22 protein-coding genes and 2 tRNA genes are annotated in these 25,323 nt (G+C 60.6%); 20 read left to right on the plus strand and 4 right to left on the minus strand.

Going from position 1 to position 25,323, the window contains the following annotated elements:
* Window positions 1-35: 35 nt before the first annotated feature.
* Window positions 36-1,067, minus strand: a complete 1,032-nt coding sequence (rsgA, locus tag HK44_RS07550) for a small ribosomal subunit biogenesis GTPase RsgA (protein ID WP_019691497.1) — start codon at window positions 1,065-1,067, stop codon at window positions 36-38.
* A gap of 107 nt (window positions 1,068-1,174) precedes the next feature.
* On the opposite strand from rsgA, the gene orn reads away from it, so the two are divergent.
* Window positions 1,175-1,717 (plus strand): oligoribonuclease, encoded by a 543-nt coding sequence (gene orn / locus HK44_RS07555; protein ID WP_019691498.1) that lies wholly within the window; start codon window positions 1,175-1,177, stop codon window positions 1,715-1,717.
* A 236-nt stretch (window positions 1,718-1,953) separates the two neighbouring features.
* A complete protein-coding gene (locus tag HK44_RS07560) occupies window positions 1,954-2,565 on the plus strand; it encodes a trimeric intracellular cation channel family protein (protein WP_019691499.1) in 612 nt (203 codons plus the stop codon).
* 11 nt (window positions 2,566-2,576) lie between these two features.
* Here the strand turns inward: HK44_RS07560 and queG are convergent, their stop codons facing one another.
* A complete protein-coding gene (gene queG / locus HK44_RS07565) occupies window positions 2,577-3,641 on the minus strand; it encodes a tRNA epoxyqueuosine(34) reductase QueG (RefSeq protein ID WP_020723529.1) in 1,065 nt (354 codons plus the stop codon).
* A 63-nt stretch (window positions 3,642-3,704) separates the two neighbouring features.
* On the opposite strand from queG, the gene HK44_RS07570 reads away from it, so the two are divergent.
* The 12 genes from HK44_RS07570 to HK44_RS07625 all read left to right on the plus strand — a co-directional run bounded on the left by HK44_RS07570 (window position 3,705) and on the right by HK44_RS07625 (window position 18,707).
* Window positions 3,705-5,204: a bifunctional ADP-dependent NAD(P)H-hydrate dehydratase/NAD(P)H-hydrate epimerase gene (locus HK44_RS07570; RefSeq protein ID WP_019691500.1), complete on the plus strand. Its 1,500-nt coding sequence runs from the start codon at window positions 3,705-3,707 to the stop codon at window positions 5,202-5,204.
* Window positions 5,192-5,662: a tRNA (adenosine(37)-N6)-threonylcarbamoyltransferase complex ATPase subunit type 1 TsaE gene (gene tsaE, locus HK44_RS07575; protein ID WP_019691501.1), complete on the plus strand. Its 471-nt coding sequence runs from the start codon at window positions 5,192-5,194 to the stop codon at window positions 5,660-5,662. Before HK44_RS07570 ends, tsaE begins: the two co-directional genes overlap by 13 nt.
* Window positions 5,663-7,105, plus strand: a complete 1,443-nt coding sequence (locus HK44_RS07580) for an N-acetylmuramoyl-L-alanine amidase (RefSeq protein WP_019691502.1) — start codon at window positions 5,663-5,665, stop codon at window positions 7,103-7,105.
* Window positions 7,106-7,113: 8 nt separating this feature from the next.
* The gene (mutL, locus tag HK44_RS07585; protein ID WP_187682488.1) at window positions 7,114-9,012 is read left to right on the plus strand and encodes a DNA mismatch repair endonuclease MutL; all 1,899 of its coding nucleotides are present in this window, start codon (window positions 7,114-7,116) and stop codon (window positions 9,010-9,012) included.
* Window positions 9,012-9,983, plus strand: a complete 972-nt coding sequence (gene miaA, locus HK44_RS07590) for a tRNA (adenosine(37)-N6)-dimethylallyltransferase MiaA (protein ID WP_019691504.1) — start codon at window positions 9,012-9,014, stop codon at window positions 9,981-9,983. Before mutL ends, miaA begins: the two co-directional genes overlap by 1 nt.
* A gap of 93 nt (window positions 9,984-10,076) precedes the next feature.
* Window positions 10,077-10,337 carry an RNA chaperone Hfq gene (gene hfq / locus HK44_RS07595; RefSeq protein ID WP_019691505.1) on the plus strand — a complete coding sequence of 87 codons (261 nt, stop codon included), beginning with the start codon at window positions 10,077-10,079 and terminating at the stop codon, window positions 10,335-10,337.
* Window positions 10,338-10,349: 12 nt separating this feature from the next.
* Window positions 10,350-11,651, plus strand: coding sequence for a ribosome rescue GTPase HflX (gene hflX / locus HK44_RS07600; protein WP_019691506.1), 1,302 nt, complete (start codon window positions 10,350-10,352; stop codon window positions 11,649-11,651).
* 96 nt (window positions 11,652-11,747) lie between these two features.
* A complete protein-coding gene (gene hflK, locus HK44_RS07605) occupies window positions 11,748-12,914 on the plus strand; it encodes an FtsH protease activity modulator HflK (protein ID WP_019691507.1) in 1,167 nt (388 codons plus the stop codon).
* The gene (gene hflC / locus HK44_RS07610) at window positions 12,914-13,783 is read left to right on the plus strand and encodes a protease modulator HflC (protein ID WP_019691508.1); all 870 of its coding nucleotides are present in this window, start codon (window positions 12,914-12,916) and stop codon (window positions 13,781-13,783) included. Before hflK ends, hflC begins: the two co-directional genes overlap by 1 nt.
* A gap of 316 nt (window positions 13,784-14,099) precedes the next feature.
* Window positions 14,100-15,287: an ATP phosphoribosyltransferase regulatory subunit gene (locus HK44_RS07615; RefSeq protein ID WP_019691509.1), complete on the plus strand. Its 1,188-nt coding sequence runs from the start codon at window positions 14,100-14,102 to the stop codon at window positions 15,285-15,287.
* Window positions 15,288-15,341: 54 nt separating this feature from the next.
* The gene (locus tag HK44_RS07620; RefSeq protein WP_019691510.1) at window positions 15,342-16,634 is read left to right on the plus strand and encodes an adenylosuccinate synthase; all 1,293 of its coding nucleotides are present in this window, start codon (window positions 15,342-15,344) and stop codon (window positions 16,632-16,634) included.
* A 138-nt stretch (window positions 16,635-16,772) separates the two neighbouring features.
* Entirely contained in the window at window positions 16,773-18,707 is a 1,935-nt protein-coding gene (locus HK44_RS07625) for a methyl-accepting chemotaxis protein (protein ID WP_019691511.1), read from the plus strand.
* Window positions 18,708-18,927: 220 nt separating this feature from the next.
* Here HK44_RS07625 and HK44_RS07630 read toward each other — a convergent pair.
* A tRNA-Leu gene (locus tag HK44_RS07630) sits at window positions 18,928-19,014 on the minus strand.
* Between the two features lie 165 nt (window positions 19,015-19,179).
* Window positions 19,180-19,266: transfer RNA gene (locus HK44_RS07635), tRNA-Leu, on the minus strand.
* Between the two features lie 225 nt (window positions 19,267-19,491).
* Here HK44_RS07635 and rnr point away from each other — a divergent pair.
* From rnr to rplI, 6 genes are all read left to right on the plus strand, one after another.
* Entirely contained in the window at window positions 19,492-22,122 is a 2,631-nt protein-coding gene (gene rnr, locus HK44_RS07640) for a ribonuclease R (protein WP_019691512.1), read from the plus strand.
* Window positions 22,119-22,886, plus strand: a complete 768-nt coding sequence (gene rlmB / locus HK44_RS07645; protein ID WP_019691513.1) for a 23S rRNA (guanosine(2251)-2'-O)-methyltransferase RlmB — start codon at window positions 22,119-22,121, stop codon at window positions 22,884-22,886. Before rnr ends, rlmB begins: the two co-directional genes overlap by 4 nt.
* Window positions 22,887-23,217: 331 nt before the next feature.
* Window positions 23,218-23,640: a 30S ribosomal protein S6 gene (rpsF, locus tag HK44_RS07650; RefSeq protein ID WP_007939579.1), complete on the plus strand. Its 423-nt coding sequence runs from the start codon at window positions 23,218-23,220 to the stop codon at window positions 23,638-23,640.
* Window positions 23,641-23,668: 28 nt separating this feature from the next.
* Window positions 23,669-23,899: a 30S ribosomal protein S18 gene (gene rpsR, locus HK44_RS07655; RefSeq protein WP_002551829.1), complete on the plus strand. Its 231-nt coding sequence runs from the start codon at window positions 23,669-23,671 to the stop codon at window positions 23,897-23,899.
* Window positions 23,900-23,935: 36 nt separating this feature from the next.
* Window positions 23,936-24,829, plus strand: coding sequence for a hypothetical protein (locus tag HK44_RS07660; RefSeq protein WP_019691514.1), 894 nt, complete (start codon window positions 23,936-23,938; stop codon window positions 24,827-24,829).
* Between the two features lie 19 nt (window positions 24,830-24,848).
* Window positions 24,849-25,295: a 50S ribosomal protein L9 gene (gene rplI, locus HK44_RS07665; RefSeq protein ID WP_008157007.1), complete on the plus strand. Its 447-nt coding sequence runs from the start codon at window positions 24,849-24,851 to the stop codon at window positions 25,293-25,295.
* Window positions 25,296-25,323 lie beyond the last annotated feature (28 nt).

Consider the following 25,323-nt stretch of genomic DNA (forward strand, 5'->3'; position numbering starts at 1 on the left):
CAGCCCTTCAGTATCGGGGCTGCTGAGCGCTCTGGTTAATAGCTGGTTTCGGGCAAGCTGGCGATGATCGAGCGGTAGCTGTTCATGCGCTGCTGTTGCACGCGGCCATCTTCCAGCGCCTTGAGCAGGGCGCAGCCAGGTTCACGGTCGTGCTTGCAGTCGCGGAAGCGGCAGGTGCCGATCAAGTCGTTGAACTCGATGAAGCCGGCTTCGACGTCGGCACGGCTGACGTGGCCCAGGCCGAATTCCCGAATACCCGGGGAATCGATCAGCTCACCGCCGCCGGGGAAGTGGAACAACCGCGCGGTGGTGGTGGTGTGGGTGCCCTGGCCGGACAGTTCGGACAACGGGCCGACACGGGTTTCGACTTCCGGCAGCAGGCTGTTGACCAGCGAAGACTTGCCGACGCCGGACTGACCAACGAACACACTGATGCGCCCGTCCAGTTGTTCCTGCAACTGCTCCATGCCGTTGCCGTGGTGCGCCGAGACTTCCAGCACCGGGTAACCCAGCGTGCGGTAGACCGCCAGCAAGGCATTCAGCGCCGGTGCATTCTGCTCGTCGATCAGGTCGAACTTGTTGAGCAGCAGCAACGGGCGAATGCCGGCGTGTTCGGCAGCGACCAGGTAACGGTCGATCAGGTTGGCGTGAGGCTCGGGCAGCGGGGCGAAGACGATAACGATCATGTCGACGTTGGCCGCTACCGGCTTGAGCTGGCCACGGCTGTCGGGACGGCACAGCTCGGTGTTGCGCGGCAATTGCGCGACGATCACGCCGATGCCCTGGTTGCCAGCGCGCCAGACCACCTGGTCGCCGGTTACCAGCGCAGGCAGGTTGGCCCGCAAGTGGCAGCGGAACACCTGGCCGGCGAGCTCGCCGTCGCGGGCTTCGACCTCGACCTGAACGCCGAAGTGAGCGATCACCAGGCCCGTCTGCTCAGGGCCAAGGTCGCCGCCCTCGAGCGCTTCTACAGCGGAGGATTCGCGTTTGGCGGCGCGGGCAGCGCGCTCACCTTGAATCTTTTCGATGCGCCAGTTTTGACGACGATTGAGTTGGCGTTTGGCCATGGGTGTTCCGTGTGGATAATGCAGCGATTAGGTGAAACGGCCGCGAGTTTAGCACGCCCCGAGAGTCCTCTAGGCTAAACTGCATGCTTACGCCGAGGAGCCGACACATGCAAAACCCGCAGAACCTGATTTGGATCGATCTGGAAATGACCGGTCTGAACCCTGACACCGATGTCATCATCGAGATGGCCACCATTGTCACCGACAGCAATCTCAACACCTTGGCCGAAGGCCCGGTGATCGCCATTCACCACAGTGACGAGATCCTGGCGGGCATGGACGAGTGGAACACCCGTCAACACGGTGGCTCTGGCCTGACCCAGCGGGTACGCGACAGCCGCATCAGTATGGCTGAAGCGGAAGCTGAGACCATCGCCTTCCTGGAAAAGTGGGTGCCGAAGGGCAAGTCGCCGATCTGCGGCAACAGCATTTGCCAGGACCGTCGCTTCCTTTATACGCACATGAAGGCGCTGGAAAGCTACTTTCACTACCGCAATCTCGATGTCTCGACCTTGAAGGAACTGGCCGCACGCTGGGCTCCGGAGGTGCGGGACAGCTTCAAGAAGGGCAGTACCCACCTGGCGCTGGACGACATCCGCGAGTCCATCGCCGAGCTGCAGCATTACCGTCAGCATTTCATCAAGTTCTGATCGAGTGATATTGGGGGGCTAATGTGGCGAGGGAGCTTGCTCCCGCTGGGCGGCGAAGCAGCCCCAAAACCTGCGATCGCATTTCGTCAGGCATATCGCATTGGCTGATTTCACGACTGCTTCGCCGCCGAGCGGGAGCAAGCTCCCTCGCCACAGGGTTTGCATTCGCCCATCGCCCCCTTTTGGTGCCCCGGCGATCTGAGTAGACTGCGCGCCTTCTCGTAAGGACCGCCGCCATGTTGTTGATGCTCTACCTGATTGCCATTACCACTGAAGCCATGACCGGCGCGTTATCCGCCGGTCGGCGTGGCATGGATTGGTTTGGCGTGGTGCTGATCGCCTGCGTGACGGCGCTGGGCGGTGGTTCGGTGCGTGACGTGTTGCTCGGGCACTACCCGCTGACCTGGGTCAAACACCCGGAATACCTGGTGCTGACCTCCGTCGCGGCGATGTTCACCGTGTTTACGGCACGCTGGATGCGCCATTTGCGTTCGCTGTTCCTGGTGCTCGACGCCGCGGGGTTGGTAGCGTTTACCCTGATCGGCTGCATGACTGCGCTGGAAATGGGCCACGGCATGCTGGTGGCGTCGGTCAGCGGGGTGATCACCGGAGTGTTCGGCGGCATCTTGCGCGACATCTTCTGCAACGACATTCCGCTGATCTTCCGCCGCGAGCTCTACGCCAGCGTCTCGTTCGCCGCCGCGTGGTGCTACATGCTCTGCCTTTACCTGCAATTACCGGGCGAGCAGGCGATCCTGATCACTTTGTTTGGCGGCTTCCTGCTGCGCTTGCTGGCGATTCGTTTCCATTGGGAAATGCCCAAGTTCGTCTATAACGACGAAGCCTGATACCACAGCTCCTACGCGAGTCCGTGTTGTTTCAGCGCCCATTGCACATGCTCGCGTACCAACTCCGATGGGTAATCGGCCCGCGCCTTCAGGGCTTCCAGCACCGGAATCGTTGAAGGCGCATTTCCAAGCCCCACCGCCAGGTTGCGCAGCCAGCGCTCATAACCGGCGCGGCGCAGCGGTGAGCCTTCGGTGCTGCTCAGAAATTTGTCTTCATCCCACATGAACAGTTCGGCCAACGCGGCGTTGTCGAGGTTGTGGCGCGGTTTGAAGTCGCTTTCGCCGGATGGGCGGGCGAAGCGGTTCCACGGGCAAACGATCTGGCAATCATCGCAACCGAACACCCGGTTGCCGATCAGCGGCCGCAAATCTTCGGGGATTGCCGTTTTCAGCTCGATGGTCAGGTACGAAATGCAGCGGCGGGCGTCCAGCACATAGGGGCCGACAAAGGCCTTGGTCGGGCAGATGTCCAGACACGCCGTGCAGCGCCCGCAGTGTTCGGTGCTGTGAGGCGGGTCTACCGGCAGCGGCAGGTCGACGAACAGTTCGCTCAAAAAGAAGTAACTGCCGGCTTTGCGGTTCAGCACCAGGGTGTTTTTACCGATCCAGCCGAGACCTGCCTGTTCGGCGATGGCTTTTTCCAGCACCGGGGCGCTGTCGACGAAGGCCCTGTAGCCGAAGGGGCCGATGACCTGCTGAATCTTCTCGGCCAACTGCTGCACGCGTTTGCGGATCAGCTTGTGATAGTCGCGGCCCAGGGCATAGCGCGAGACGTAGGCTTTTTCCGGTTGACCCAGGCGCTTGGCCATTTCGGTGTCGCCCGGCAGGTAGTCCATGCGCAGCGAAACCACCCGCAACGTGCCCGGCACCAGCTCTTCCGGGTGTGAGCGTTTGCTGCCGTGGGCGCCCATGTAGTCCATTTCACCGTGGTAGCCGGCTTCGAGCCAGCGTTCCAGGTGTTGTTCATGCTCAGCCAGGTCCAGACCACTGATGCCGACTTGTTGAAAGCCCAGCTCGCGGCCCCAGTCTTTGATCGATTGGGCGAGAGCAGGAAGATCTGTGGTAATTGCAGGCATGAGACAGGGGAAACCGGAGCTGAGGTGCGTATAATTCTGCCAGACATCGGAGCCTGAAGACGCATGCCGCAGACAAAACACCATTTACCCGACGCGCTGTACAGCGCCGCACAGGTCCGGGCGCTCGACGCGCGACTGATTGCGGCCGGGACAACGGGCTTCGAATTGATGCATCGGGCTGCTCGTGCCACGTGGCGAGCATTGGTCCGGCACTGGCCGACGGCCACTGAACTCAGCGTGTTGGCGGGCCACGGTAATAACGCCGGGGACGGTTATCTGGTGGCGGTGCTGGCGTTGCGAGCCGGCTGGCAGGTGCGAGTGCTGGCGGTGGTTGAACCGTCGCGCTTGCAGGGCGATGCCGCGCTGGCGTATGCCGAAGCGCTGGCCGCCGGGGTTGTCGTCCAAGCCTGGTCACTTGCCATCGAGCTGCGTGGTGTGGTGCTGGATGCGCTGCTGGGTACTGGCCTGAGCGGTGAAGTGCGCGAACCCTATGTTGCCGCGATCGAGGCGATCAATGCCTGTGGCCTGCCCGTTGCGGCGGTGGATATCCCGTCCGGTCTGTGCGCCGATACCGGGCGAGTCCTCGGGATTGCGGTTCGGGCCGACCTCACCGTGACGTACATCGGCCTCAAGCTTGGGCTGTTCACCGGCGATGCGGCGGATCAGGTGGGGGAGTTGCAGTTCAACGATCTGCAAGCCGACCCGCAGATCGTTGCTGAAAGCACCGTCAGTGCCTATCGCTTGAATCCTGGCAACCTGCCGCGCCTGGCAGCTCGGGCACCGAGCGCTCACAAAGGCCGGTTCGGTCATGTCCTGCTGATCGGTGGCGATCGCGGTTTCGGCGGCGCCATTCTCTTGAGCGCCCAAAGTGCCCTGCGCAGCGGCGCGGGCATGGTGTCTCTGGCCACTCGCAGCGAACATGTGCCGGCCGCATTGGCGCGGGTGCCCGAAGTCATGGTCCTGGGCATTCACTCGGCCAACCAGCTGATGGGCCCGCTCGGGCAAGCCAGTGTGCTGGTGGTCGGGCCGGGCCTCGGCAAGGGCGCATGGGCTCGCAGTTTGTTGTCGGCAGCGGCCAATGCGCGATTGCCGCAGGTCTGGGACGCCGATGCGCTGAATTTGCTGAGTCTGGGTGATGTGCGTCTGCCAAACGATTGCGTGATCACTCCGCATCCGGGGGAGGCGGCGCGGTTATTGGGGATTTCCACGGCCGAGGTTCAAGCCGATCGCCCAGCTGCGGCCCATGCATTGAGCAAAAAACACACAACCACCGTCATTCTCAAAGGGGCCGGCAGCCTGATTGCCAGTCCCGATGGTCGTTTGGCGCTGTGCCATCAAGGCCACCCGGCCATGGCTGCCGCGGGTCTGGGCGATGTGCTGGCCGGACTGGTCGGCGCCTTGCTGGCCCAAGGCCTGAGCGCGTTCGATGCGGCATGCCTGGCGGTCTGGCTGCACGCCAACGCTGGCGAACGTGAAGGTAAATATGGCCGGGGGCTGGCGGCCAGTGATCTGATTCCCGCCATTCGTCAGTTGCTGGAGGAGCAAGCACCGTGTCTGAAGTAACCCTGTATCTGGCCAATGAAGACGCCATGGTCACGTTGGGCAACCGCATCGCGAAAGTGACTGAAGGGCACGGCATCATCTTTCTGGACGGTGACCTGGGGGCGGGTAAAACCACCCTGTCGCGGGGCATTATTCGTGGTTTGGGGCATGTTGGGTCAGTAAAAAGTCCGACCTTCACTTTGGTCGAACCCTACGAGATCGGCGATATTCGCGCCTTCCATTTTGACCTGTATCGACTGGTCGATCCGGAGGAGTTGGAGTTTCTTGGCATTCGTGACTACCTCGAAGACGATGCACTGTGTCTGATCGAGTGGCCCCAGAAGGGTGCAGGCTTTTTGCCAAAGCCCGACCTGACCATTACCATTAGTCCGCATGACAGCGGGCGTTCGCTGAATCTGTCGCCCCAGGGTTTGCGTGGCGAGTCTTGGTGTGCCGCTTTGGCATTGGAATTCAAATAAATGATGGGGTTAGGTATGCGCTTTCGCGCGTTGGTTGCTGTCGTAGGAATGCTGCTTACGGCACTGGCCGTCGACGCTGTGGCCGCGACAAAGGTCAACAGTGTTCGCCTGTGGCGGGCACCGGATAACACCCGATTGGTGTTTGACCTGTCCGGCCCGGTCCAGCACAGCGTCTTTACCCTGACGTCCCCGGATCGTCTGGTGATCGACATCAATGGCGCCGTCCTTGGCGCACCGCTGAAGGTCTCTACCGCCAATACCCCGATTACCGACATGCGTTCGGCTCAGCGCACGCCGACCGATCTGCGGGTGGTCATCGACCTGAAAAAAGCCGTCACCCCGAAAAGCTTCATGCTGGCGCCGAATGCGCAGTACGGCAACCGACTGGTGGTCGACCTGTTCGACAACGCCGCCGATGCCGCACCGCCGCCTGCACCGACTCCGGCCCCGGCCCCAACCGTTGCCACTGTGCCTGCGGTGCCGGTGACTCCGGTTGAGCCGACAATCAAGCTGCCGCCTGCTCCGGCCGGCAAGCGCGACATCATCGTGGTCATCGATGCCGGTCACGGCGGCGAAGATCCGGGAGCTTCCGGTTCCCGCGGCCAGCACGAAAAAGACGTGGTGCTGGCCATTGCCCGCGAACTGCAGCGCCAGGTCAATGGCATGAAAGGCTTCCGGGCCGAGCTGACCCGCACCGGCGACTACTTCATTCCATTGCGTGGCCGTACCGAGATTGCCCGCAAGAAGGGTGCCGACCTGTTCGTCTCGATCCACGCCGATGCGGCGCCCTCCGCTGCCGCGTTCGGCGCTTCGGTATTCGCCTTGTCCGAGCGCGGCGCGACGTCCGAGACCGCCCGTTGGCTGGCCGACAGCGAAAACCGTTCCGACCTGATCGGCGGTGCCGGCAACGTCAGCCTCGACGACAAGGACAAAATGCTCGCCGGCGTACTGCTTGATCTGTCGATGACCGCATCGCTGACCTCCAGCCTGAACGTCGGCCAGAAGGTGTTGAGCAACATTGGCCGGGTCACCTCGTTGCACAAGCAACGCGTCGAGCAGGCCGGGTTCATGGTGCTGAAGTCGCCGGACATTCCGTCGATCCTGGTGGAAACCGGGTTTATCTCCAACGCCAACGAAGCCTCGAAACTGGCGGCGTCCGGCCACCAGCAAGCGTTGGCCCGTTCGATCAGCGCGGGCGTGCGCCAGTTCTTCCAGCAGAACCCGCCGCCGGGCACCTACATCGCCTGGCTGCGTGATTCCGGCAAGATCGCCCAGGGGCCGCGTGACCACACGGTGCGTCCGGGTGAAACCCTGGCGATGATCGCGGTGCGTTATCAGGTCTCGCCGGCGACCCTGCGCAGCGCCAACGACCTGCAATCCGACGAACTGAAAATCGGCCAGCACCTGAACATTCCGGGCACCGAATTGGCGGCCAAGGAATGAACGATGCCGTGAACACCGCAGCGCGTATCGAGCTGCTCAGCCCGCGACTGGCGAACCAGATTGCCGCCGGTGAGGTAGTTGAGCGCCCGGCTTCGGTGATCAAGGAGCTGTTGGAGAACAGCCTCGATTCCGGCGCCAGGCGGATCGACGTCGATGTCGAGCAGGGCGGCGTCAAGCTGCTGCGGGTTCGCGACGATGGCAGCGGCATCTCCTCCGATGATTTGCCGCTGGCGTTGGCGCGACACGCCACCAGCAAGATTCGCAATCTCGAGGATCTCGAACAGGTGATGAGCCTCGGGTTTCGTGGTGAAGCCCTCGCGTCGATAAGCTCCGTGGCGCGCCTGACCCTGACGTCCCGCACCCGGGGTGCCGATCAGGCCTGGCAGGTCGAGACCGAAGGCCGGGACATGGCGCCTCGCGTCCAGCCAGCGGCCCACCCGGTGGGCACTTCGGTTGAAGTGCGCGACTTGTTCTTCAACACCCCGGCGCGGCGCAAATTCCTCAAGACCGAAAAAACCGAATTCGATCACCTGCAAGAAGTGATCAAGCGTCTGGCGCTGGCGCGCTTCGACGTGGCGTTCCATCTGCGCCATAACGGCAAGACCATCCTCAGCCTGCACGAAGCCCATGACGACGCGGCTCGCGCCCGGCGTGTGGCGGCGATCTGCGGCGCGGGCTTCCTGGAGCAGGCGCTGCCAATCGAGATCGAGCGCAATGGCCTGCATTTGTGGGGTTGGGTCGGGTTGCCGACCTTTAACCGCAGCCAGGCGGACTTGCAGTATTTCTTCGTGAACGGCCGTGCGGTGCGCGACAAACTGGTGGCCCACGCGGTGCGCCAGGCGTATCGCGACGTGCTGTTCAATGGCCGGCACCCGACGTTCGTGCTGTTTTTCGAAGTCGATCCGGCGGGTGTCGACGTCAATGTGCACCCGACCAAACACGAAGTACGCTTCCGTGACGGGCGCATGGTCCATGACTTCCTCTACGGCACCTTGCACCGCGCCTTGGGCGATGTGCGTCCGGAAGACCATTTGGCTGCGCCTGTCGCGACGGTCGTCGTCAGGCCGACCGGGATTGAAGCCGGCGAGTTCGGCCCGCAAGGTGAAATGCGTCTGGCGGCCAATGCGCTGCTGGAGCAGCCGCAGGCACAGCCGTCCTTTAATGCGACGGCGGGCTCGGGCGCCGGCGCCGGTTATCAGTATCAATACACGCCGCGTCCGCAGTCGGGCGTGCCGGTGGCCGAGGCGCAGGCTGCCTATCGCGAATTTTTTGCGCCACTGCCGGAAGCGAATGCCACGGCACTGCCGGACGGTCAGGGCGATATCCCGCCGCTGGGGTATGCGCTGGCACAACTCAAGGGCATCTACATTCTTTCGGAGAACGCCCAAGGGCTGGTGCTGGTGGACATGCACGCCGCGCATGAGCGGATCATGTACGAACGGCTGAAAGTCGCGATGGCCAGCGAAGGCCTGAGCGGCCAACCGCTGCTGGTGCCGGAGTCGATTGCGGTCAGTCAGCGTGAAGCCGATTGCGCCGAAGAGCACGTCGGCTGGTTCCAGCGCCTCGGTTTTGAACTGCAGCGTCTGGGCCCGGAAACCCTGGCTATCCGGCAGATTCCTGCGTTGCTCAAACAGGCTGAAGCCAATCGTCTGGTTCACGACGTGTTGGCGGACCTGATGGAATATGGCACCAGCGACCGGATTCAGGCACACCTGAACGAACTGCTCGGGACCATGGCCTGCCATGGCGCTGTTCGCGCCAACCGGCGCCTGGCCTTGCCGGAAATGAACGGTCTGCTGCGCGATATGGAAAACACCGAGCGCAGCGGTCAATGCAACCATGGCCGACCGACCTGGACCCAATTGGGCCTGGATGATCTGGACAAACTGTTCTTGCGCGGTCGTTGATGAGCCAACTCCCTCCAGCGATATTCCTGATGGGCCCGACCGCTGCGGGCAAGACCGATCTGGCCATCGAGCTGACCAAGGTCCTGCCGTGCGAGCTGATCAGCGTCGACTCGGCGCTGGTTTACCGAGGCATGGACATCGGCACTGCCAAGCCTTCGAAGCAACTGCTGGCCGAATTTCCTCATCGGTTGATCGACATTCTTGATCCGGTCGAGGCCTATTCGGCGGCGGATTTTCGCCGGGATGCCCTGCAGGCCATGGCCGAGATCACCGCGCGCGGCAATATTCCGCTGCTGGTTGGCGGCACAATGCTCTATTACAAGGCTTTGCTCGAAGGTCTGGCCGATATGCCGGCGGCCGATCCGCAGGTCCGCGCTGAAATCGAGGAGGAGGCTGCACGCCTTGGCTGGCAAGCCCTGCACGATCAGTTGGCGGTCATTGATCCGGTGTCGGCGGCGCGAATTCACCCCAATGACCCGCAGCGACTCAGTCGGGCGCTGGAGGTTTATCGGGTCAGTGGCCAGAGCATGACCGAACACCGCGCGCGACAATCTGCGCAAAGTACTGAAGCAGGCGCTTCGGGTCACCCACAATTGCCCTATACTGTCGCGAACTTGGCTATCGCTCCAGCGAACCGCCAGGTACTGCATGAGCGTATTAAACAAAGATTCACACAAATGTTGGAACAGGGATTCATTGACGAGGTCGTAGCCCTGCGTAAAAGAAGTGACCTGCATGCCGGGTTGCCGTCTATACGCGCTGTAGGCTACCGACAAGTCTGGGATTACCTGGATGGCAAGCTGACGTCAGCCGAGATGCAGGAGCGTGGGATCATTGCCACGCGCCAATTGGCGAAGCGCCAGTTCACCTGGCTACGCAGTTGGGCTGATTTACACTGGTTGGACAGCCTCGATTGCGACAATCTGCCACGCGCCTTGAAATACCTGGGAACGGTCTCCATATTGAGCTGAGTCCTTGCAATTGCCGTCTATCCTTGGGGGTGTGACGGCCTAAGCCATTTTTTTACCTATTTTTATTATTGAATCCTTAAAGGAGTGCGGCACATGTCAAAAGGGCATTCGCTACAAGACCCTTACTTGAATACATTGCGTAAAGAGAAAGTTGGGGTTTCCATCTATCTGGTCAACGGAATCAAACTGCAAGGCACGATCGAGTCGTTCGACCAGTTCGTTATCCTGCTGAAAAACACCGTCAGCCAGATGGTCTACAAACACGCGATCTCTACAGTGGTGCCGGTTCGTCCAATTCGTCTGCCGAGCGCAACCGAATCCGAACAAGCTGACGCTGAGCCAGGTAACGCCTGATAGGAGTCTCCTTTGTTCTTTGAGCGCCACGGTGGTGGTGAGCGAACCATTCTCGTTCACTTGGATGGTCAGGACCCTGAGGCGCGCGAAGATCCGCAGGAGTTTCAGGAGTTGGCAATTTCGGCCGGCGCCGAGACCGTCGCGTTTGTTAACGTGCCGCGTCATCGGCCAACCGCCAAATACCTGATTGGCAGTGGCAAGGTCGAGGAATTACGCGACCAGGTCAAAGCCGAGAAGGTCGATCTGGTGATTTTCAATTCCGTCCTCACGCCCAGTCAGGAACGTAACCTCGAACGTGTTTTCGAGTGTCGCGTGATTGACCGTACCGGCTTGATTCTCGATATCTTCGCCCAACGCGCCCGCACCCATGAAGGCAAGCTCCAGGTCGAACTGGCCCAGCTTGAATACATGAGTACGCGACTGGTTCGCGGCTGGACTCACCTTGAGCGGCAGAAAGGCGGTATCGGTCTGCGCGGTCCGGGTGAAACCCAATTGGAAACCGACCGGCGTCTTCTGCGGGTCCGCCTGCGGCAGATCAAGGGGCGTCTGGAAAAGGTCCGCAGTCAGCGTGATCAGGCTCGCCGCGGCCGCAAGCGTGCGGATATCCCGTCGGTTTCACTGGTGGGTTATACCAACGCCGGCAAGTCGACGCTGTTCAACTCGGTCACCGACTCCGATGTATTCGCCGCCAACCAGTTGTTCGCGACCCTCGACCCGACCTTGCGCCGGCTCGAGCTCGCCGACCTCGGTCCGATCGTGCTGGCTGATACTGTAGGTTTCATTCGTCACCTGCCGCACAAACTGGTCGAGGCATTTCGGGCTACGCTCGAAGAGTCGAGCAACTCTGACCTGCTGCTGCATGTGATCGACGCCCATGAGCCAGAACGGATGGCCCAGATCGAACAGGTCATGGTGGTGCTCGGCGAGATCGGTGCACAAGACTTGCCGATCCTGGAGGTCTATAACAAACTCGATTTGCTCGAGGGCGTAGAGCCGCAGATCCAGCGTGATGCCGACGGCAAGCCGCAGCGGGTCTGGTTGTCGGCGCGTGACGGTCAGGGTCTGGATCTGCTCAAGCAGGCGATTGCGGAATTGCTGGGCAACGATTTGTTCGTCGGCACCTTGCGCTTGCCGCAGCGTTTTGCTCGACTGCGTGCGCAGTTCTTTGCGCTCGGCGCCGTACAGAAAGAAGAACACGACGAAGAAGGCATCTGTTTGCTGGCCGTTCGTTTGCCGCGAGTCGAGCTCAATCGACTGGTGAGCCGCGAGGGAATGCAGCCGTTGGAATTCATCGAGCAACACACTTTGCAATAAAAGCCTGAAAAAGCGGTTGTGCCGCTGTGGCAGGCATTCTGTAGCATTGGTCGGCGCGCCGTGGGTGCGTCTTTGCTTTATCAGATGGAGAGCGCTATGGCTTGGAATGAGCCGGGTGGCAACTCGAATAATCAGGATCCTTGGGGTGGTAAGCGCCGCAATAATGGCGACCGCAAGGGGCCACCAGATCTCGACGAGGCCTTCCGAAAGCTGCAGGAAAGCCTGAATGGGTTGTTCGGTGGTAGCAAGAAACGCGATGATGATGGTGGTGGTTCGGGCAGGGGCGGCGGTTACGGCCTGCTCGGCATCGGCCTTGTCGTGCTGGCGGCCGTCTGGCTGTACAGCGCGGTTTACGTCGTCGACGAGCAGGAGCAAGCCGTAGTGCTGCGCTTCGGCAAATACTACGAAACCGTCGGTCCGGGTCTGAATATCTATTTCCCGCCGATTGATCGCAAGTACATGGAAAACGTCACGCGTGAGCGTGCCTACACCAAGCAGGGTCAAATGCTCACTGAAGACGAAAACATCGTCGAAGTGCCACTGACCGTGCAGTACAAGATCACCAATCTGCAGGACTTCGTGCTGAACGTCGATCAGCCGGAAATCAGCCTGCAACATGCGACCGAGAGCGCCTTGCGCCATGTGGTGGGTTCGACCGCCATGGATCAGGTGCTGACCGAAGGCCGTGAATTGATGGCCAGCGAAATCAAGGAGCGTCTGCAACGCTTCCTCGATACCTATCGCACTGGTATCACCGTCACTCAGGTCAACGTTCAGAGCGCAGCTGCACCGCGTGAAGTCCAGGAAGCCTTCGATGACGTGATCCGCGCTCGTGAAGATGAGCAGCGTTCGCGCAACCAGGCTGAAACCTACGCCAACGGCGTTGTGCCGGAAGCCCGCGGTCAGGCCCAGCGCATCATTGAAGATGCCAACGGTTATCGCGACGAAACGGTATCGCGCGCCAAGGGTGAAGCAGATCGCTTCACCAAACTGGTCGCCGAATATCGCAAGGCGCCAGAAGTCACTCGTCAGCGTCTGTACCTGGACACGATGCAGGAAGTCTTCAGCAATACCAGCAAGGTTCTCGTGACCGGCAACAAGAATGGCCAGAACAATCTGCTGTACTTGCCGCTGGACAAGATGATCGACGGTGGTCGTAGTGGTGCAGCGCCGGTAACCAGCGCGGCCGCGACCAGCAATGAAGGGCATACGCGTTCGGCATCTGATCTGCAGCAGCCGGCACGTACCAGGGAGAGTCGCTGATGAGCAATAAATCGCTGATCGCCCTTATTGTCGGCGTCGTCGTGGCGATCGCAGCCTGGAACTGCTTCTACATCGTGGCTCAGACTGAGCGCGCGGTGTTACTGCAGTTCGGGCGCGTGGTTCAGACTGATGTTCAGCCGGGCCTGCATGTGAAAGTGCCTTACGTTAACCAGGTGCGTAAATTCGACGCACGCCTGATGACGCTGGACGCGCCGACACAGCGTTTCCTGACGCTGGAAAAGAAAGCCGTCATGGTTGATGCCTACGCCAAGTGGCGCGTCAAGGATGCCGAGCGTTTCTACACTGCGACCTCCGGTCTCAAGCAAATTGCAGACGAGCGCCTTTCGCGTCGCCTGGAATCGGGCCTGCGTGACCAGTTTGGCAAGCGCACCCTGCACGAAGTGGTTTCCGGTGAGCGTGACGCACTGATGGCGGACATCACGGCTTCGCTGAACAAGATGGCGGAAAAAGAGCTGGGCATCGAAGTGGTTGATGTTCGGGTCAAGGCCATCGATCTGCCGAAGGAAGTGAACCGCAGTGTGTTCGAGCGCATGAGCACCGAGCGTGAGCGTGAAGCACGCGAGCACCGTGCCAAGGGTAACGAGCTGGCCGAAGGCATCCGTGCCGACGCCGATCGTCAGCGCCGTGTACTGCTGGCTGAAGCCTATCGTGAATCTGAAGAGGTTCGCGGTGACGGTGATGCCCAGGCCGCAGCGATCTACTCCAAGGCCTACGGCCAGGATCAGGAGTTCTACGGTTTCTACCGTAGCCTGCGTGCCTACCGTGAAAGCTTCGCGAACAAAACCGACGTCATGGTTCTGGACCCAAGCAGCGACTTCTTCCGTTACCTGGAAAAAGCCAAGCCTTGATCCGACACTGATCTTGGGGGACCCCGCCGGGCGGCTAAAACCTCTCGCGGGGTGATCCTTTGAGAAAACGTGTGTATGATGCGGCAGCCGGGAAATTCCCGGCTTTTTTGCGTCTGCACGTTTGATTGCGGTTGTTTATTGCAAGACTCGGGTTGAACAACTCGACAGGTTTTTCGAGGAAAGTGTTTGGCGAGGCTGATTCCAGGCCGATCGCCGCGTTGTTCATGCGCGGAGCTTATGCGTAGGTTCAGACATTTTCTGCTTCACTCAAGGCCGGCCCGAGGGCTGGCGGCCCGGATCATAGGGGAATGGCGTAATGGCAACGGTAGACCGCTGGCTGCTGCCAGATGGCATCGAAGAAGTACTGCCACCAGAGGCGGCGCGCATTGAAGTCGCGCGTCGTCAGGTGTTGGATCTGTTCCAGAGCTGGGGTTACGAGTTCGTCGTGACCCCGCATATCGAGTACCTGGAATCCCTGCTGACTGGCGCAGGCCAGGACCTCGATCTGCGGACCTTCAAGGTCATCGACCCGCAGTCGGGCCGGCAGATGGGTTTCCGTGCCGACATTACGCCGCAAGTGGCGCGCATCGATGCGCACACCTTGCGTCACGAAGGCCCGAGCCGTCTGTGCTACGCCGGCAGTGTGCTGCATGCGCAGCCGCGGGCCTTGTCGACCTCGCGCAGCCCGATTCAGCTGGGCGCCGAGTTGTACGGCGATGCCAGCCCGAGCAGCGACGTGGAAGTCATCAGCCTGATGCTGGCCATGCTGCAACTGGCCGACGTGCCGGATGTGCACATGGACCTCGGTCATGTAGGCATCTACCGTGGCCTGGCTCGCGCCGCCGGTTTGTCCGGTGAAGTCGAGCAGCAGTTGTTCGATGCCCTGCAACGCAAGGCCATCGATGAGGTCGTTACCTTGACCGAAGGCCTGCCTGCCGATGTGTCGGGCATGCTGCGGGCGCTGGTTGATCTATGTGGCGGTCGTGAGGTGCTGGCTGCCGCTCGCGAGCGCCTGGCCAATGCGCCGGCGCCTGTTTTGGCGGCGCTGGACGACTTGCTGGCGATTGCCGAGCGTTTGTCCGTGCGTTTCCCGGATCTTGCGCTGTACTTCGATCTGGGCGAGTTGCGCGGCTATCACTACCACACCGGCGTGGTGTTCGCGGTGTTTGTACCGGGTGTTGGCCAGTCCATCGCTCAGGGTGGTCGTTACGACGATATCGGCGCCGATTTCGGTCGCGCCCGTCCGGCAACCGGCTTCTCTACCGATTTGAAAACCCTGGTGACCCTGGGGCGTGCTGAGATCGAGCTACCGTCTGGCGGTATCTGGATGCCTGACAGTACGGATGCAGCACTCTGGCAGCAGGTTTGCCAGTTGCGCAGTGAGGGTCAGCGTGTCGTTCAGGCATTGCCTGGGCAACCATTGGCCGCCGCCCGTGACGCGGACTGCGACCGGCAATTGATTCAGCAGAACGGGCTTTGGCAAGTATTGCCGCTGGCTTCTTGAGTTTTCCTGCCGGCGGCTGCCGGCACCAAGTTTGCGCGAATGAGGACAAGTGTTATGGGTAAGAATGTCGTAGTCCTGGGCACCCAATGGGGTGATGAGGGCAAAGGCAAGATCGTTGATCTGCTGACCGAACATGCTGCCGCCGTAGTGCGCTACCAGGGTGGCCACAACGCTGGCCACACGCTGGTGATCGACGGCGAAAAAACCGTCTTGCACCTGATCCCGTCGGGCGTTCTGCGCGCTGGCGTGCAGTGCCTGATCGGCAACGGCGTGGTCGTTGCACCTGACGCCCTGCTGCGCGAGATCATCAAGCTGGAAGAAAAAGGCGTACCGGTGCGCGAGCGCCTGCGTATCAGCCCGTCCTGCCCGCTGATCCTGTCTTACCACGTTGCGCTGGACCAGGCTCGTGAAAAGGCCCGTGGCGAGCTGAAGATCGGCACCACCGGGCGCGGCATCGGCCCGGCCTACGAAGACAAGGTTGCACGTCGTGGCCTGCGCATTGGTGACCTGTTCCACCGTGAGCGTTTCGCCGCCAAGCTGGGCGAGTTGCTGGACTACCACAACTTCGTACTGGTCAATTACTACAAAGAGCCGGCCATCGACTTCCAGAAGACTCTCGACGAGTGCATGGAATACGCCGAGCTGCTCAAGCCGATGATGCTCGACGTCACTGCCGAACTGCATAACCTGCGTCGCGACGGCAAAGACATCATGTTCGAAGGCGCTCAAGGCTCCCTGCTGGACATCGACCACGGTACCTACCCGTACGTCACCAGTTCCAACACCACCGCTGGCGGCATCGCGACCGGTTCGGGTTTTGGCCCGATGTACCTGGATTACATCCTCGGCATCACCAAGGCTTACACCACTCGCGTGGGTTCGGGTCCGTTCCCGACCGAGCTGTTCGACGACGTCGGTGCGTTCCTCGCCAAGCGTGGCCACGAATTCGGTGCTACCACCGGCCGTGCCCGTCGTTGCGGCTGGTTCGACGCCGTCATCCTGCGTCGCGCCATCGACGTCAACAGCATCTCGGGCCTGTGCCTGACCAAGCTGGACGTGCTGGACGGTCTTGAGACCATCAACATCTGCGTGGGCTACAAGAACCAGGAAGGTGCAGTGATCGACGCACCGACCGACGCCGACAGCTACATCGGTCTGGAGCCAGTGTACGAACAAATGCCGGGCTGGACCGAGTCGACCCTGGGGGCCAAGACCCTGGAAGAGCTGCCTCAGGCTGCTCGCAACTACATCAAGCGCGTCGAAGAGTTGGTCGGTGCACCGATCGACATTATTTCGACGGGTCCGGACCGCAACGAGACCATCGTTCTGCGTCACCCGTTCGCTTAATAAGTCGTTGATGTAAAACACAAAGGGCCCTTAATCGGGCCCTTTGTCGTTTATGCCTGTTGAGCGGCATGACCTTTGCTGTGAATCTCTTTTCCAGAGTGCCATCAATTTAATGGCGTGCAAGTAGAGGGATTTCCTGTGTCGGCCGTTCTCTCACTGTTACAAAGCCGTTTGTTGCGGCCCGTGTTCGTTACCCTTGGTATCGCCTTATTGGTGCAGGTGTTGGTGGCTGTCGCACTGACCCGGAGCACCGTGACCGCATTGGAAGCCGATTTGGGCAATCGCCTCGGCGTCGATAGCCAGAAGCTTTCCGGCGAACTCGAACAGGCCGGGCGTGAAGTCACTTCGAGTCTTGATAGCCTCTCCACCAGCACCCGCCAGCGCCTGACCGCCGGTTTGTCGTCGCGACTCAAAGACGAGCAGGCGCAACTGCGTGCGGCGCTGGAAAAAGACCTGAAGGACTCGGCCAATGACATGGCACAGCTCCTGGCCTCGGTCGCACCCCGCGCCATGTGGGACAGCGACGTTCCAACACTGTCCGAATTCGCCCGTCGGGCCCAGCGCAATCCGAACGTGCTGTTCGTGGTGTACGACGACGCCACCGGTCAGCACCTGACCCGCTACCTGAACCGGGAAAACCCGATCAACCAGGCCCTTTTGGAAAAAGGCCAGGGTGAGCGGGCGCTGGATAAGGTGCTGGATGCGGCGAAACGCGATCCCTCGGTCTACTACCTCGAAGCCTCGATCAATCCCAATGGCGTGGAAATTGGCAAGGTGCTGATGGGGGTCTCCACGGCGTCGGTGGAAACTGACCTGGTAGCCCTCGACAAGCGCTTCTCGGCGTTGATCGCCAGCAGTGATCAACTGGTCGGCGACAGCCTCAAGGGCGCAGCAGCGGATAGCGCTACGGCCATGCGCTCGCGCTTGCAGTCGGCGCAGTCCACGGCCACCGTGATGAAAGCCAACACCGCCAGCACCGTTCAGGAAGCGGCGGCGACCTTGCGCTGGCGGATCGGCATGGCGCTGGCGCTGGTCGGCTGCGGTGTCTTGCTGCTACTGGCGGTCGTACTTGGGCGGCGGGTGGTCAATCGCCTGAAGCTGCTGATTGCGGCAATGGACGATCTGGCCGCGGGTGATGGCGACCTGACCAAGCGCGTGCAGATCAACAGCAAAGATGAGATCGGCGACATGGCATCGGCGGTCAATCGCTTTGTGGATAAGTTGCAGCCGATCGTTCGCGAGGCGGGTGATGTGGCCCAGCGCACCGGCGTGGAAATCGGTGCCATGAGCAAGCGCAATGCCGGCGCCGATGCGGCGGCGAAATCCCAGCGCGATGAAGTGGCGGAGAGCTTGCGTGCCTTGTCGCAAATGGCTGACGAGGCGCAGGCCGAAAGCCACGCGATGCAGGCGGCGTTGCAGCAGGTGGTGGATATTCGTCAGGCGACGGATGAAAACACCCGTACCTCGGCGCAGGTCGGCAGTCTCATCGAGGCATTGGCCGGGCAGGTCGATACCGGGGCTAAAGTCATCGAACGCCTGGCGCAGCAGAGCGAGCAGATTGAAGTGGTGCTGGAGGTGATTCACGGGATCGCCGAGCAGACCAACTTGCTGGCGCTGAACGCAGCGATCGAAGCGGCGCGGGCCGGTGAGACCGGGCGCGGTTTTGCGGTGGTGGCCGATGAAGTGCGGGCGCTGGCCAGCAAGACTCAAAGCTCGACCGGCGACATTCAGGCGCACATCGGGGCGTTGCAGCAAGGCGCTCGCGAGGCCGTAGCGGCGATCGGGCAGGCGGGGCGTCAGGCCAGCGAAGGTTTGCTGGTATTGCGCGACAGTGCGCGCTTGCAGCAGTCGGTGCAGGTTTCCGTCGAACAGGTGCATGCGGCCATCGGTCTGGCGACTCAGGCGGCGGCCCATCAGGCCAAAGGCGCGCACGCGGTGCGTGGGCGGGTCGAGACGATTCATGCCCAGGCCGAGCGTGCGGCGCAGGCAGTCGTGGAAACCACAGCCAGCGGCAAGGTGCTGGACAGCCTGGCGGCGCAACTGAAGGCGAGCCTGGGGCAGTTCCGGGCTTGATTGCCTGAAGATCAAAAGATCGCAGCCTGCGGCAGCTCACACAGGAATATGCGTTTCCCCGTGTGGGAGCTGCCGCAGGCTGCGATCTTTTACTTTATCGGCGACTCAAATACATCCAGCAGGGATGGCGGTGGCTGGAGATTATCGAAGGCCGGAAACGCAAAAACCCGCGAAAGCGGGTTTTTGTGAGGTTCAAGATCGTTAATCTTGAACGTTGAATTGGTGCCCAGAAGAAGACTCGAACTTCCACGACCTTGCGGTCACCAGCACCTGAAGCTGGCGTGTCTACCAATTTCACCATCTGGGCAGTATCAGCAACGTTGCCGCTGTTGATGTGGCGCACTATACGGAGAGCGTTTTGATCTGTAAACCCCTGATTTAATTTTAATAAATCAAATGGCTAAAATGCAAAAACCCGCTTTCGCGGGTTTTTGTGTGAGCCTTGAAATTGAACTAATCTCAAGCTCGAAATTGGTGCCCAGAAGAAGACTCGAACTTCCACGACCTTGCGGTCACCAGCACCTGAAGCTGGCGTGTCTACCAATTTCACCATCTGGGCAGTATCGACATGCGTCTGCGTCGTCGATGGCGCGCACTATACGGAGCGTCCTTTTAACTGTAAACCCCTGGTCTCAAAAAAAACTGAAAAATATTACGAGCGGTGCTTAATGCTGTCTTTCCAGGCGGAGGAAGGGGCTTTTAGGTCCTCCAAGAGCCTGAAATTTCCCGTTTCATTACGCCTATGCCAAACTAACCCGCATATAGACAAGGTGAAAACTCTCTAATGGCCGATTGGCAATCCCTCGATCCCGAGGCCGCTCGTGAAGCGGAAAAATATGAAAACCCTATTCCTAGCCGCGAACTGATCCTTCAGCACCTTGCTGATCGGGGTTCGCCTGCTAACCGCGAGCAACTGGTCGAAGAGTTTGGTCTGACCACAGAAGACCAGATCGAAGCCCTGCGCCGCCGCCTGCGCGCCATGGAGCGCGATGCTCAACTGATCTATACCCGCCGCGGCACTTACGCGCCGGTAGACAAGCTCGACCTGATCCTGGGGCGCATCAGCGGTCACCGTGACGGCTTCGGCTTCCTGATCCCGGACGACGGCAGTGACGACCTGTTCATGAGCCCCGCGCAGATGCGTCTGGTGTTCGACGGCGACCGTGCATTGGCACGGGTTTCCGGCCTCGACCGTCGTGGTCGCCGCGAAGGCGTGATCGTCGAAGTGGTCTCGCGTGCTCACGAAAGCATCGTCGGCCGCTACTTCGAAGAAGGCGGCATCGGCTTTGTGGTGGCCGACAACCCGAAGATCCAGCAGGAAGTGCTGGTCACGCCGGGTCGTAACGCCAACGCCAATATCGGCCAATTCGTTGAAGTGAAGATCACGCACTGGCCGACTCCGCGCTTCCAGCCGCAAGGCGATGTGGTGGAAGTGGTTGGCAACTACATGGCGCCGGGCATGGAAATCGATATTGCCCTGCGGACCTACGACATTCCTCACGTCTGGCCGGAAGCGGTGCTCAAAGAAGCCGCCAAGCTCAAGCCGGAAGTCGAAGAGAAAGACAAAGAGAAGCGCATTGACCTGCGTCATCTGCCGTTCGTCACCATCGACGGCGAAGATGCCCGCGACTTCGATGACGCGGTCTACTGCGAAGCCAAGCCAGGCAAGCTGCGGCTGTTCTCCGGCGGCTGGAAGTTGTACGTGGCGATTGCCGACGTTTCCAGCTACGTGAAGATCGGTTCGGCGCTGGATGCCGAGTCCCAGGTGCGCGGCAACTCGGTGTACTTCCCCGAGCGCGTGGTGCCGATGCTGCCTGAGCAGCTGTCCAACGGCTTGTGCTCGCTGAACCCGCATGTCGATCGCCTGGCCATGGTTTGCGAGATGACCATCTCCAAATCCGGCGAGATGACCGACTATTGCTTCTATGAAGCGGTGATTCACTCCCACGCGCGTCTGACCTACAACAAGGTCAGCGCGATGCTGGAGCAGCCGAAAACCACCGAGGCTCGTCAGCTTCGTGGCGAGTACACCGACGTGGTGCCGCACCTCAAGCAGCTCTACTCGCTGTACAAGGTGTTGCTGGCGGCCCGTCACGTGCGCGGGGCGATCGATTTCGAAACGCAGGAAACCCGAATCATCTTCGGTTCCGAGCGCAAGATCGCCGAAATCCGTCCGACCGTGCGCAACGACGCGCACAAGTTGATCGAGGAGTGCATGCTGGCGGCCAACGTGGCCACCGCCGAGTTCCTCAAGAAACACGAAATCCCTGCGCTGTACCGGGTTCACGATGGTCCGCCACCAGAGCGTCTGGAAAAACTCCGCGCCTTCCTCGGTGAGCTCGGCCTGTCCCTGCACAAGGGCAAGGACGGCCCGTCGCCGAAGGATTACCAGGCGTTGCTGGCCGGGATCAAGGATCGTCCGGATTTCCACCTGATCCAGACCGTCATGTTGCGCTCGTTGAGCCAGGCGGTGTACAGCGCTGATAACCAGGGCCACTTCGGCCTGAATTACGAAGCCTATACCCACTTCACCTCGCCGATCCGCCGTTACCCGGACTTGCTCACGCACCGGGCGATTCGCAGTGTCATCCATTCCAAACAAGACACGCCACACGTGCGTCGTGCCGGGGCGATGACCATTCCGAAAGCGCGCATCTACCCGTACGACGAGGCGGCGCTGGAGCAGCTCGGCGAGCAGTGCTCGATGAGCGAACGCCGTGCCGACGAAGCGACCCGCGACGTGGTGAACTGGCTCAAGTGCGAGTTCATGAAAGATCGCGTGGGCGAGTCGTTCCCGGGTGTGATCACCGCGGTGACCGGTTTTGGCCTGTTCGTCGAGCTGACCGACATCTACGTCGAAGGTCTGGTCCACGTGACCGCTTTGCCGGGCGATTACTACCACTTCGACCCTGTGCATCACCGTCTGGCCGGTGAGCGTACCGGTCGCAGCTTCCGCCTCGGCGATACCGTCGAAGTGCGTGTGATGCGGGTTGACCTGGACGAGCGCAAGATCGACTTCGAGATGGCTGAAAAAACCATCAGCGCACCGATTGGCCGCAAGAAGCGTGGTGCAGAAACCTCAGCGCCTGCTGCCAAGACTGCTGCTGAGCCGGCACCGGCCAAAACCGGTCGTCGCGGTCCGGCGAAGGAAAAAGCGGTCGAGGCCTATCGCCCGAGCGATGCGGCGGCAAAAAACGCCGAAGTCCGCAAAAGTCGTGAAATGAAGCAGGCGTTGTTGGCCGAAGCGAAAAGCGGCGGTAAAGCGGCGTCTGGGGGAAAGACCGGGCGGTCGGCGCCTGAAAAGGCCTCCGGCGGCAAGCCAGCCAAACCGAGTAAACACCGTAAAGGCCCGCCAAAAGCGGGCTCGGCTCCAGCCAAAAGCGGCGGGGCACGTAAACCTAAGGCCAAGTCATGAGTCAGTTGGAAAAAATCTACGGCGTGCATGCCGTAGAAGCATTGCTGCGTCATCACCCGAAACGCGTCAAGCAGATCTGGCTGGCCGAAGGCCGCAGTGATCCGCGCGTTCAGACGCTGATCGAGTTGGCCGGCGAAAACCGCGTTGCAGTCGGCCAGGCCGAGCGTCGTGAGCTGGATGCCTGGGTTGAAGGCGTGCATCAGGGCGTGGTGGCGGACGTGAGTCCAAGCCAGGTCTGGGGCGAGGCAATGCTCGACGAGCTGCTCGACCGTACTGAAGGCGCACCGCTGCTGTTGGTGCTCGACGGCGTAACCGACCCGCACAACCTCGGTGCTTGCCTGCGTTCTGCCGACGCAGCGGGTGCCTTGGCAGTGATCGTTCCAAAGGACAAGTCGGCGACCCTGACTCCAACGGTGCGTAAAGTCGCTTGCGGGGCCGCGGAAGTGATTCCGTTGGTGGCCGTGACCAACCTGGCACGCACCCTGGAAAAGCTCAAGCAACGTGGCTTGTGGGTTGTCGGTACGGCGGGGGAGGCTGAGCAGGATCTGTATCAGCAGGACCTGACCGGCCCGACTATCTTGATCATGGGCGCGGAAGGCAGCGGGATGCGTCGTCTGACGCGTGATCTTTGCGACTACCTGGTGCGTTTGCCGATGGCGGGCAGCGTCAGCAGTCTCAACGTTTCCGTAGCGACCGGCGTCTGCCTGTTCGAAGCCTTGCGCCAGCGCGGCGTCAAAGCCGCCGCAACCTCCAAGAAGTCCTAAGTCGGCCACGATCCAACTGTGGGAGCGAGCCTGCTCGCGATAGCGGTGTAACATTCAGCATGAATATTGAATGTTGCGCCCTCATCGCGAGCAGACGGAACGCCGCCCGGCTGCTCCCACAATGGTTTGTGTTGGGGCGAAAAGTAGTGATGTGAACGAACTGTTCAAATAATCACCAATTGCCTTGCGCCGCTTCTGTCCCTTCTCTACAATTGCGCCCCTTGCTGTGACGGCAGGCACGCATGTGTCTATCGCCGGCAAGTCCATAAGTGTCATTCACTCCTTGTCTGACCGCTTTTGAGCGGCAGGCTACAACCCGTAAGGAGCATTCATGCGTCATTACGAAATCATCTTTTTGGTCCACCCGGATCAAAGCGAGCAAGTCGGCGGCATGGTTGAGCGTTACACCAAGCTGATCGAAGAAGACGGCGGCAAAATCCACCGTCTGGAAGATTGGGGCCGTCGTCAACTGGCCTACGCAATCAACAATGTTCACAAGGCTCACTACGTGATGCTGAACGTTGAGTGCACTGGCAAGGCCCTGGCCGAGCTGGAAGACAACTTCCGCTACAACGATGCAGTGATCCGTAACCTGGTCATCCGTCGCGAAGAAGCCGTTACCGGCCAATCCGAGATGCTCAAGGCTGAAGAAAACCGCAGTGAGCGCCGTGAGCGTCGCGACCGTCCTGAGCACTCCGACGCCGAAGGCGTTGACAGTGATGACAGCGACAACAGCGATAACGCTGACGAGTAATCCACGGACCTTTTGAGGAGCCTATTACATGGCACGTTTCTTCCGTCGTCGTAAATTCTGCCGCTTCACCGCTGAAGACGTGAAAGAGATCGATTACAAAGATCTCAACACTCTGAAAGCTTACGTATCCGAGACCGGCAAAATTGTTCCAAGCCGCATCACCGGTACCAAAGCTCGTTATCAGCGTCAGCTGGCCACCGCTATCAAGCGCGCCCGCTTCCTGGCCCTGCTGGCCTACACCGACAGCCACGGCCGCTGAGACCGGGCAGTCGACACGTAGCAAAGGATTGAATGCATGCGCGCCATAGCTGAGTTCATCATGCGCGGTCGTATGCAGGCCACTCTCGTAGTGGCTGGATGCGCGGCATTGCCGTTGTTGTACTGGTTGGGTGCTGCCGCCGGGAGCCTTGTGCTGCTGCGGCGCGGATTGAAGGACGCCCTTGGCGTTCTTGCTCTGGGAATACTGCCGGCATTGATCTGGTGGCTGTATTCCGATGATCCACGCGCACTCATGGTGCTGCTGGGGTCTTCGGGCCTTGCGTTGGTTTTGCGCGCAAGTGAGTCCTGGAACCGCGTGCTGCTGGTCAGCATAGCGATGGGATTGGTGTTTTCAGTGGTGTTGGGTGCGGCGTACCGCCCCCAGATCGAGATGCTGGCGCAGGAACTGGTAAAGATCCTGCCGCTGGCCCTCGGTGACCTCTACCAGCAATTGTCGGTAGAGGAGCGAGCGCGTCTCGCCGCCCTGATTGCCCCGGTCCTGACCGGCCTGATAGCGGCCTTGTTGCAAATCGTCAGTGTGCTGAGCCTGATTGTCGGGCGCTACTGGCAGGCGTTGTTGTACAACCCCGGTGGTTTTGGTCGCGAGTTTCGCGCCATCCGAATCCCGCTGGGGCCGGCGATGTTGCTGCTGGCGTGCATGCTTCTGGGGCCGAACTTCGGTTCCCAGCTGGCCATGTTGACGCCGTTGTGCAGCGTACCGCTGGTGTTCGCCGGGCTGGCCTTGATTCATGGGCTGGTGGCTGAAAAGCGACTGGCCAGGTTTTGGCTGGTGGGGTTGTACGTAACGCTGTTGCTGTTTATGCAGCTGATCTATCCGTTGCTGGTGGTCCTGGCCATTGTCGACAGCCTGATTGATTTTCGCGGTCGTTTGACGCCGAAAGACGTCGATAGCGCGAACGGTGAAGGTTAAAAGTTAAGAGGATTTTCACATGCAACTGATCCTTCTGGAAAAAGTCACCAACCTGGGCAACCTGGGTGACAAAGTGAACGTTAAGGCTGGTTACGGTCGTAACTACCTGCTGCCTTACGGCAAAGCTACCGCTGCGACCGCTGCCAACCTGGCTGCGTTCGAAGAGCGTCGCGCTGAGCTGGAAAAAGCCGCAGCAGACCGTAAAACTTCGGCTGAAAACCGCGCTGCCCAACTGGCTGAGCTGGAAGTGACTATCACTGCCACCGCCGGTGACGAAGGCAAGCTGTTCGGTTCGATCGGCACCCACGACATCGCTGATGCACTGACCGCCTCTGGCGTTGAAGTTGCAAAAAGCGAAGTTCGTCTGCCGAACGGCACCATCCGCAACGTAGGCGAATTCGACGTAGCCGTGCACCTGCACGCTGAAGTTGAAGCCACCGTACGCGTTGTCGTGGTAGCAGCTTAAGTAGTACTTGTCGGCTGGCACCCTTGGG

It is taken from the genome of Pseudomonas fluorescens HK44 (assembly GCF_000217955.3).
GTDB lineage: Bacteria > Pseudomonadota > Gammaproteobacteria > Pseudomonadales > Pseudomonadaceae > Aquipseudomonas > Aquipseudomonas fluorescens_AQ.

Coding starts and splice junctions, on each gene's coding strand:
- rsgA (WP_019691497.1), bottom strand. CDS start 1,067: ATGGCCAAACGCCAACTCAATCGTCGTCAAAACTGGCGCATCGAAAAG.
- rpsR (WP_002551829.1), top strand. CDS start 23,669: ATGGCACGTTTCTTCCGTCGTCGTAAATTCTGCCGCTTCACCGCTGAA.
- rlmB (WP_019691513.1), top strand. CDS start 22,119: ATGAGTCAGTTGGAAAAAATCTACGGCGTGCATGCCGTAGAAGCATTG.
- orn (WP_019691498.1), top strand. CDS start 1,175: ATGCAAAACCCGCAGAACCTGATTTGGATCGATCTGGAAATGACCGGT.
- hflK (WP_019691507.1), top strand. CDS start 11,748: ATGGCTTGGAATGAGCCGGGTGGCAACTCGAATAATCAGGATCCTTGG.
- HK44_RS07620 (WP_019691510.1), top strand. CDS start 15,342: ATGGGTAAGAATGTCGTAGTCCTGGGCACCCAATGGGGTGATGAGGGC.
- hfq (WP_019691505.1), top strand. CDS start 10,077: ATGTCAAAAGGGCATTCGCTACAAGACCCTTACTTGAATACATTGCGT.
- queG (WP_020723529.1), bottom strand. CDS start 3,641: ATGCCTGCAATTACCACAGATCTTCCTGCTCTCGCCCAATCGATCAAA.
- hflC (WP_019691508.1), top strand. CDS start 12,914: ATGAGCAATAAATCGCTGATCGCCCTTATTGTCGGCGTCGTCGTGGCG.
- miaA (WP_019691504.1), top strand. CDS start 9,012: ATGAGCCAACTCCCTCCAGCGATATTCCTGATGGGCCCGACCGCTGCG.
- HK44_RS07580 (WP_019691502.1), top strand. CDS start 5,663: ATGATGGGGTTAGGTATGCGCTTTCGCGCGTTGGTTGCTGTCGTAGGA.
- rnr (WP_019691512.1), top strand. CDS start 19,492: ATGGCCGATTGGCAATCCCTCGATCCCGAGGCCGCTCGTGAAGCGGAA.
- HK44_RS07615 (WP_019691509.1), top strand. CDS start 14,100: ATGGCAACGGTAGACCGCTGGCTGCTGCCAGATGGCATCGAAGAAGTA.
- HK44_RS07570 (WP_019691500.1), top strand. CDS start 3,705: ATGCCGCAGACAAAACACCATTTACCCGACGCGCTGTACAGCGCCGCA.
- rplI (WP_008157007.1), top strand. CDS start 24,849: ATGCAACTGATCCTTCTGGAAAAAGTCACCAACCTGGGCAACCTGGGT.
- rpsF (WP_007939579.1), top strand. CDS start 23,218: ATGCGTCATTACGAAATCATCTTTTTGGTCCACCCGGATCAAAGCGAG.
- HK44_RS07660 (WP_019691514.1), top strand. CDS start 23,936: ATGCGCGCCATAGCTGAGTTCATCATGCGCGGTCGTATGCAGGCCACT.
- HK44_RS07560 (WP_019691499.1), top strand. CDS start 1,954: ATGTTGTTGATGCTCTACCTGATTGCCATTACCACTGAAGCCATGACC.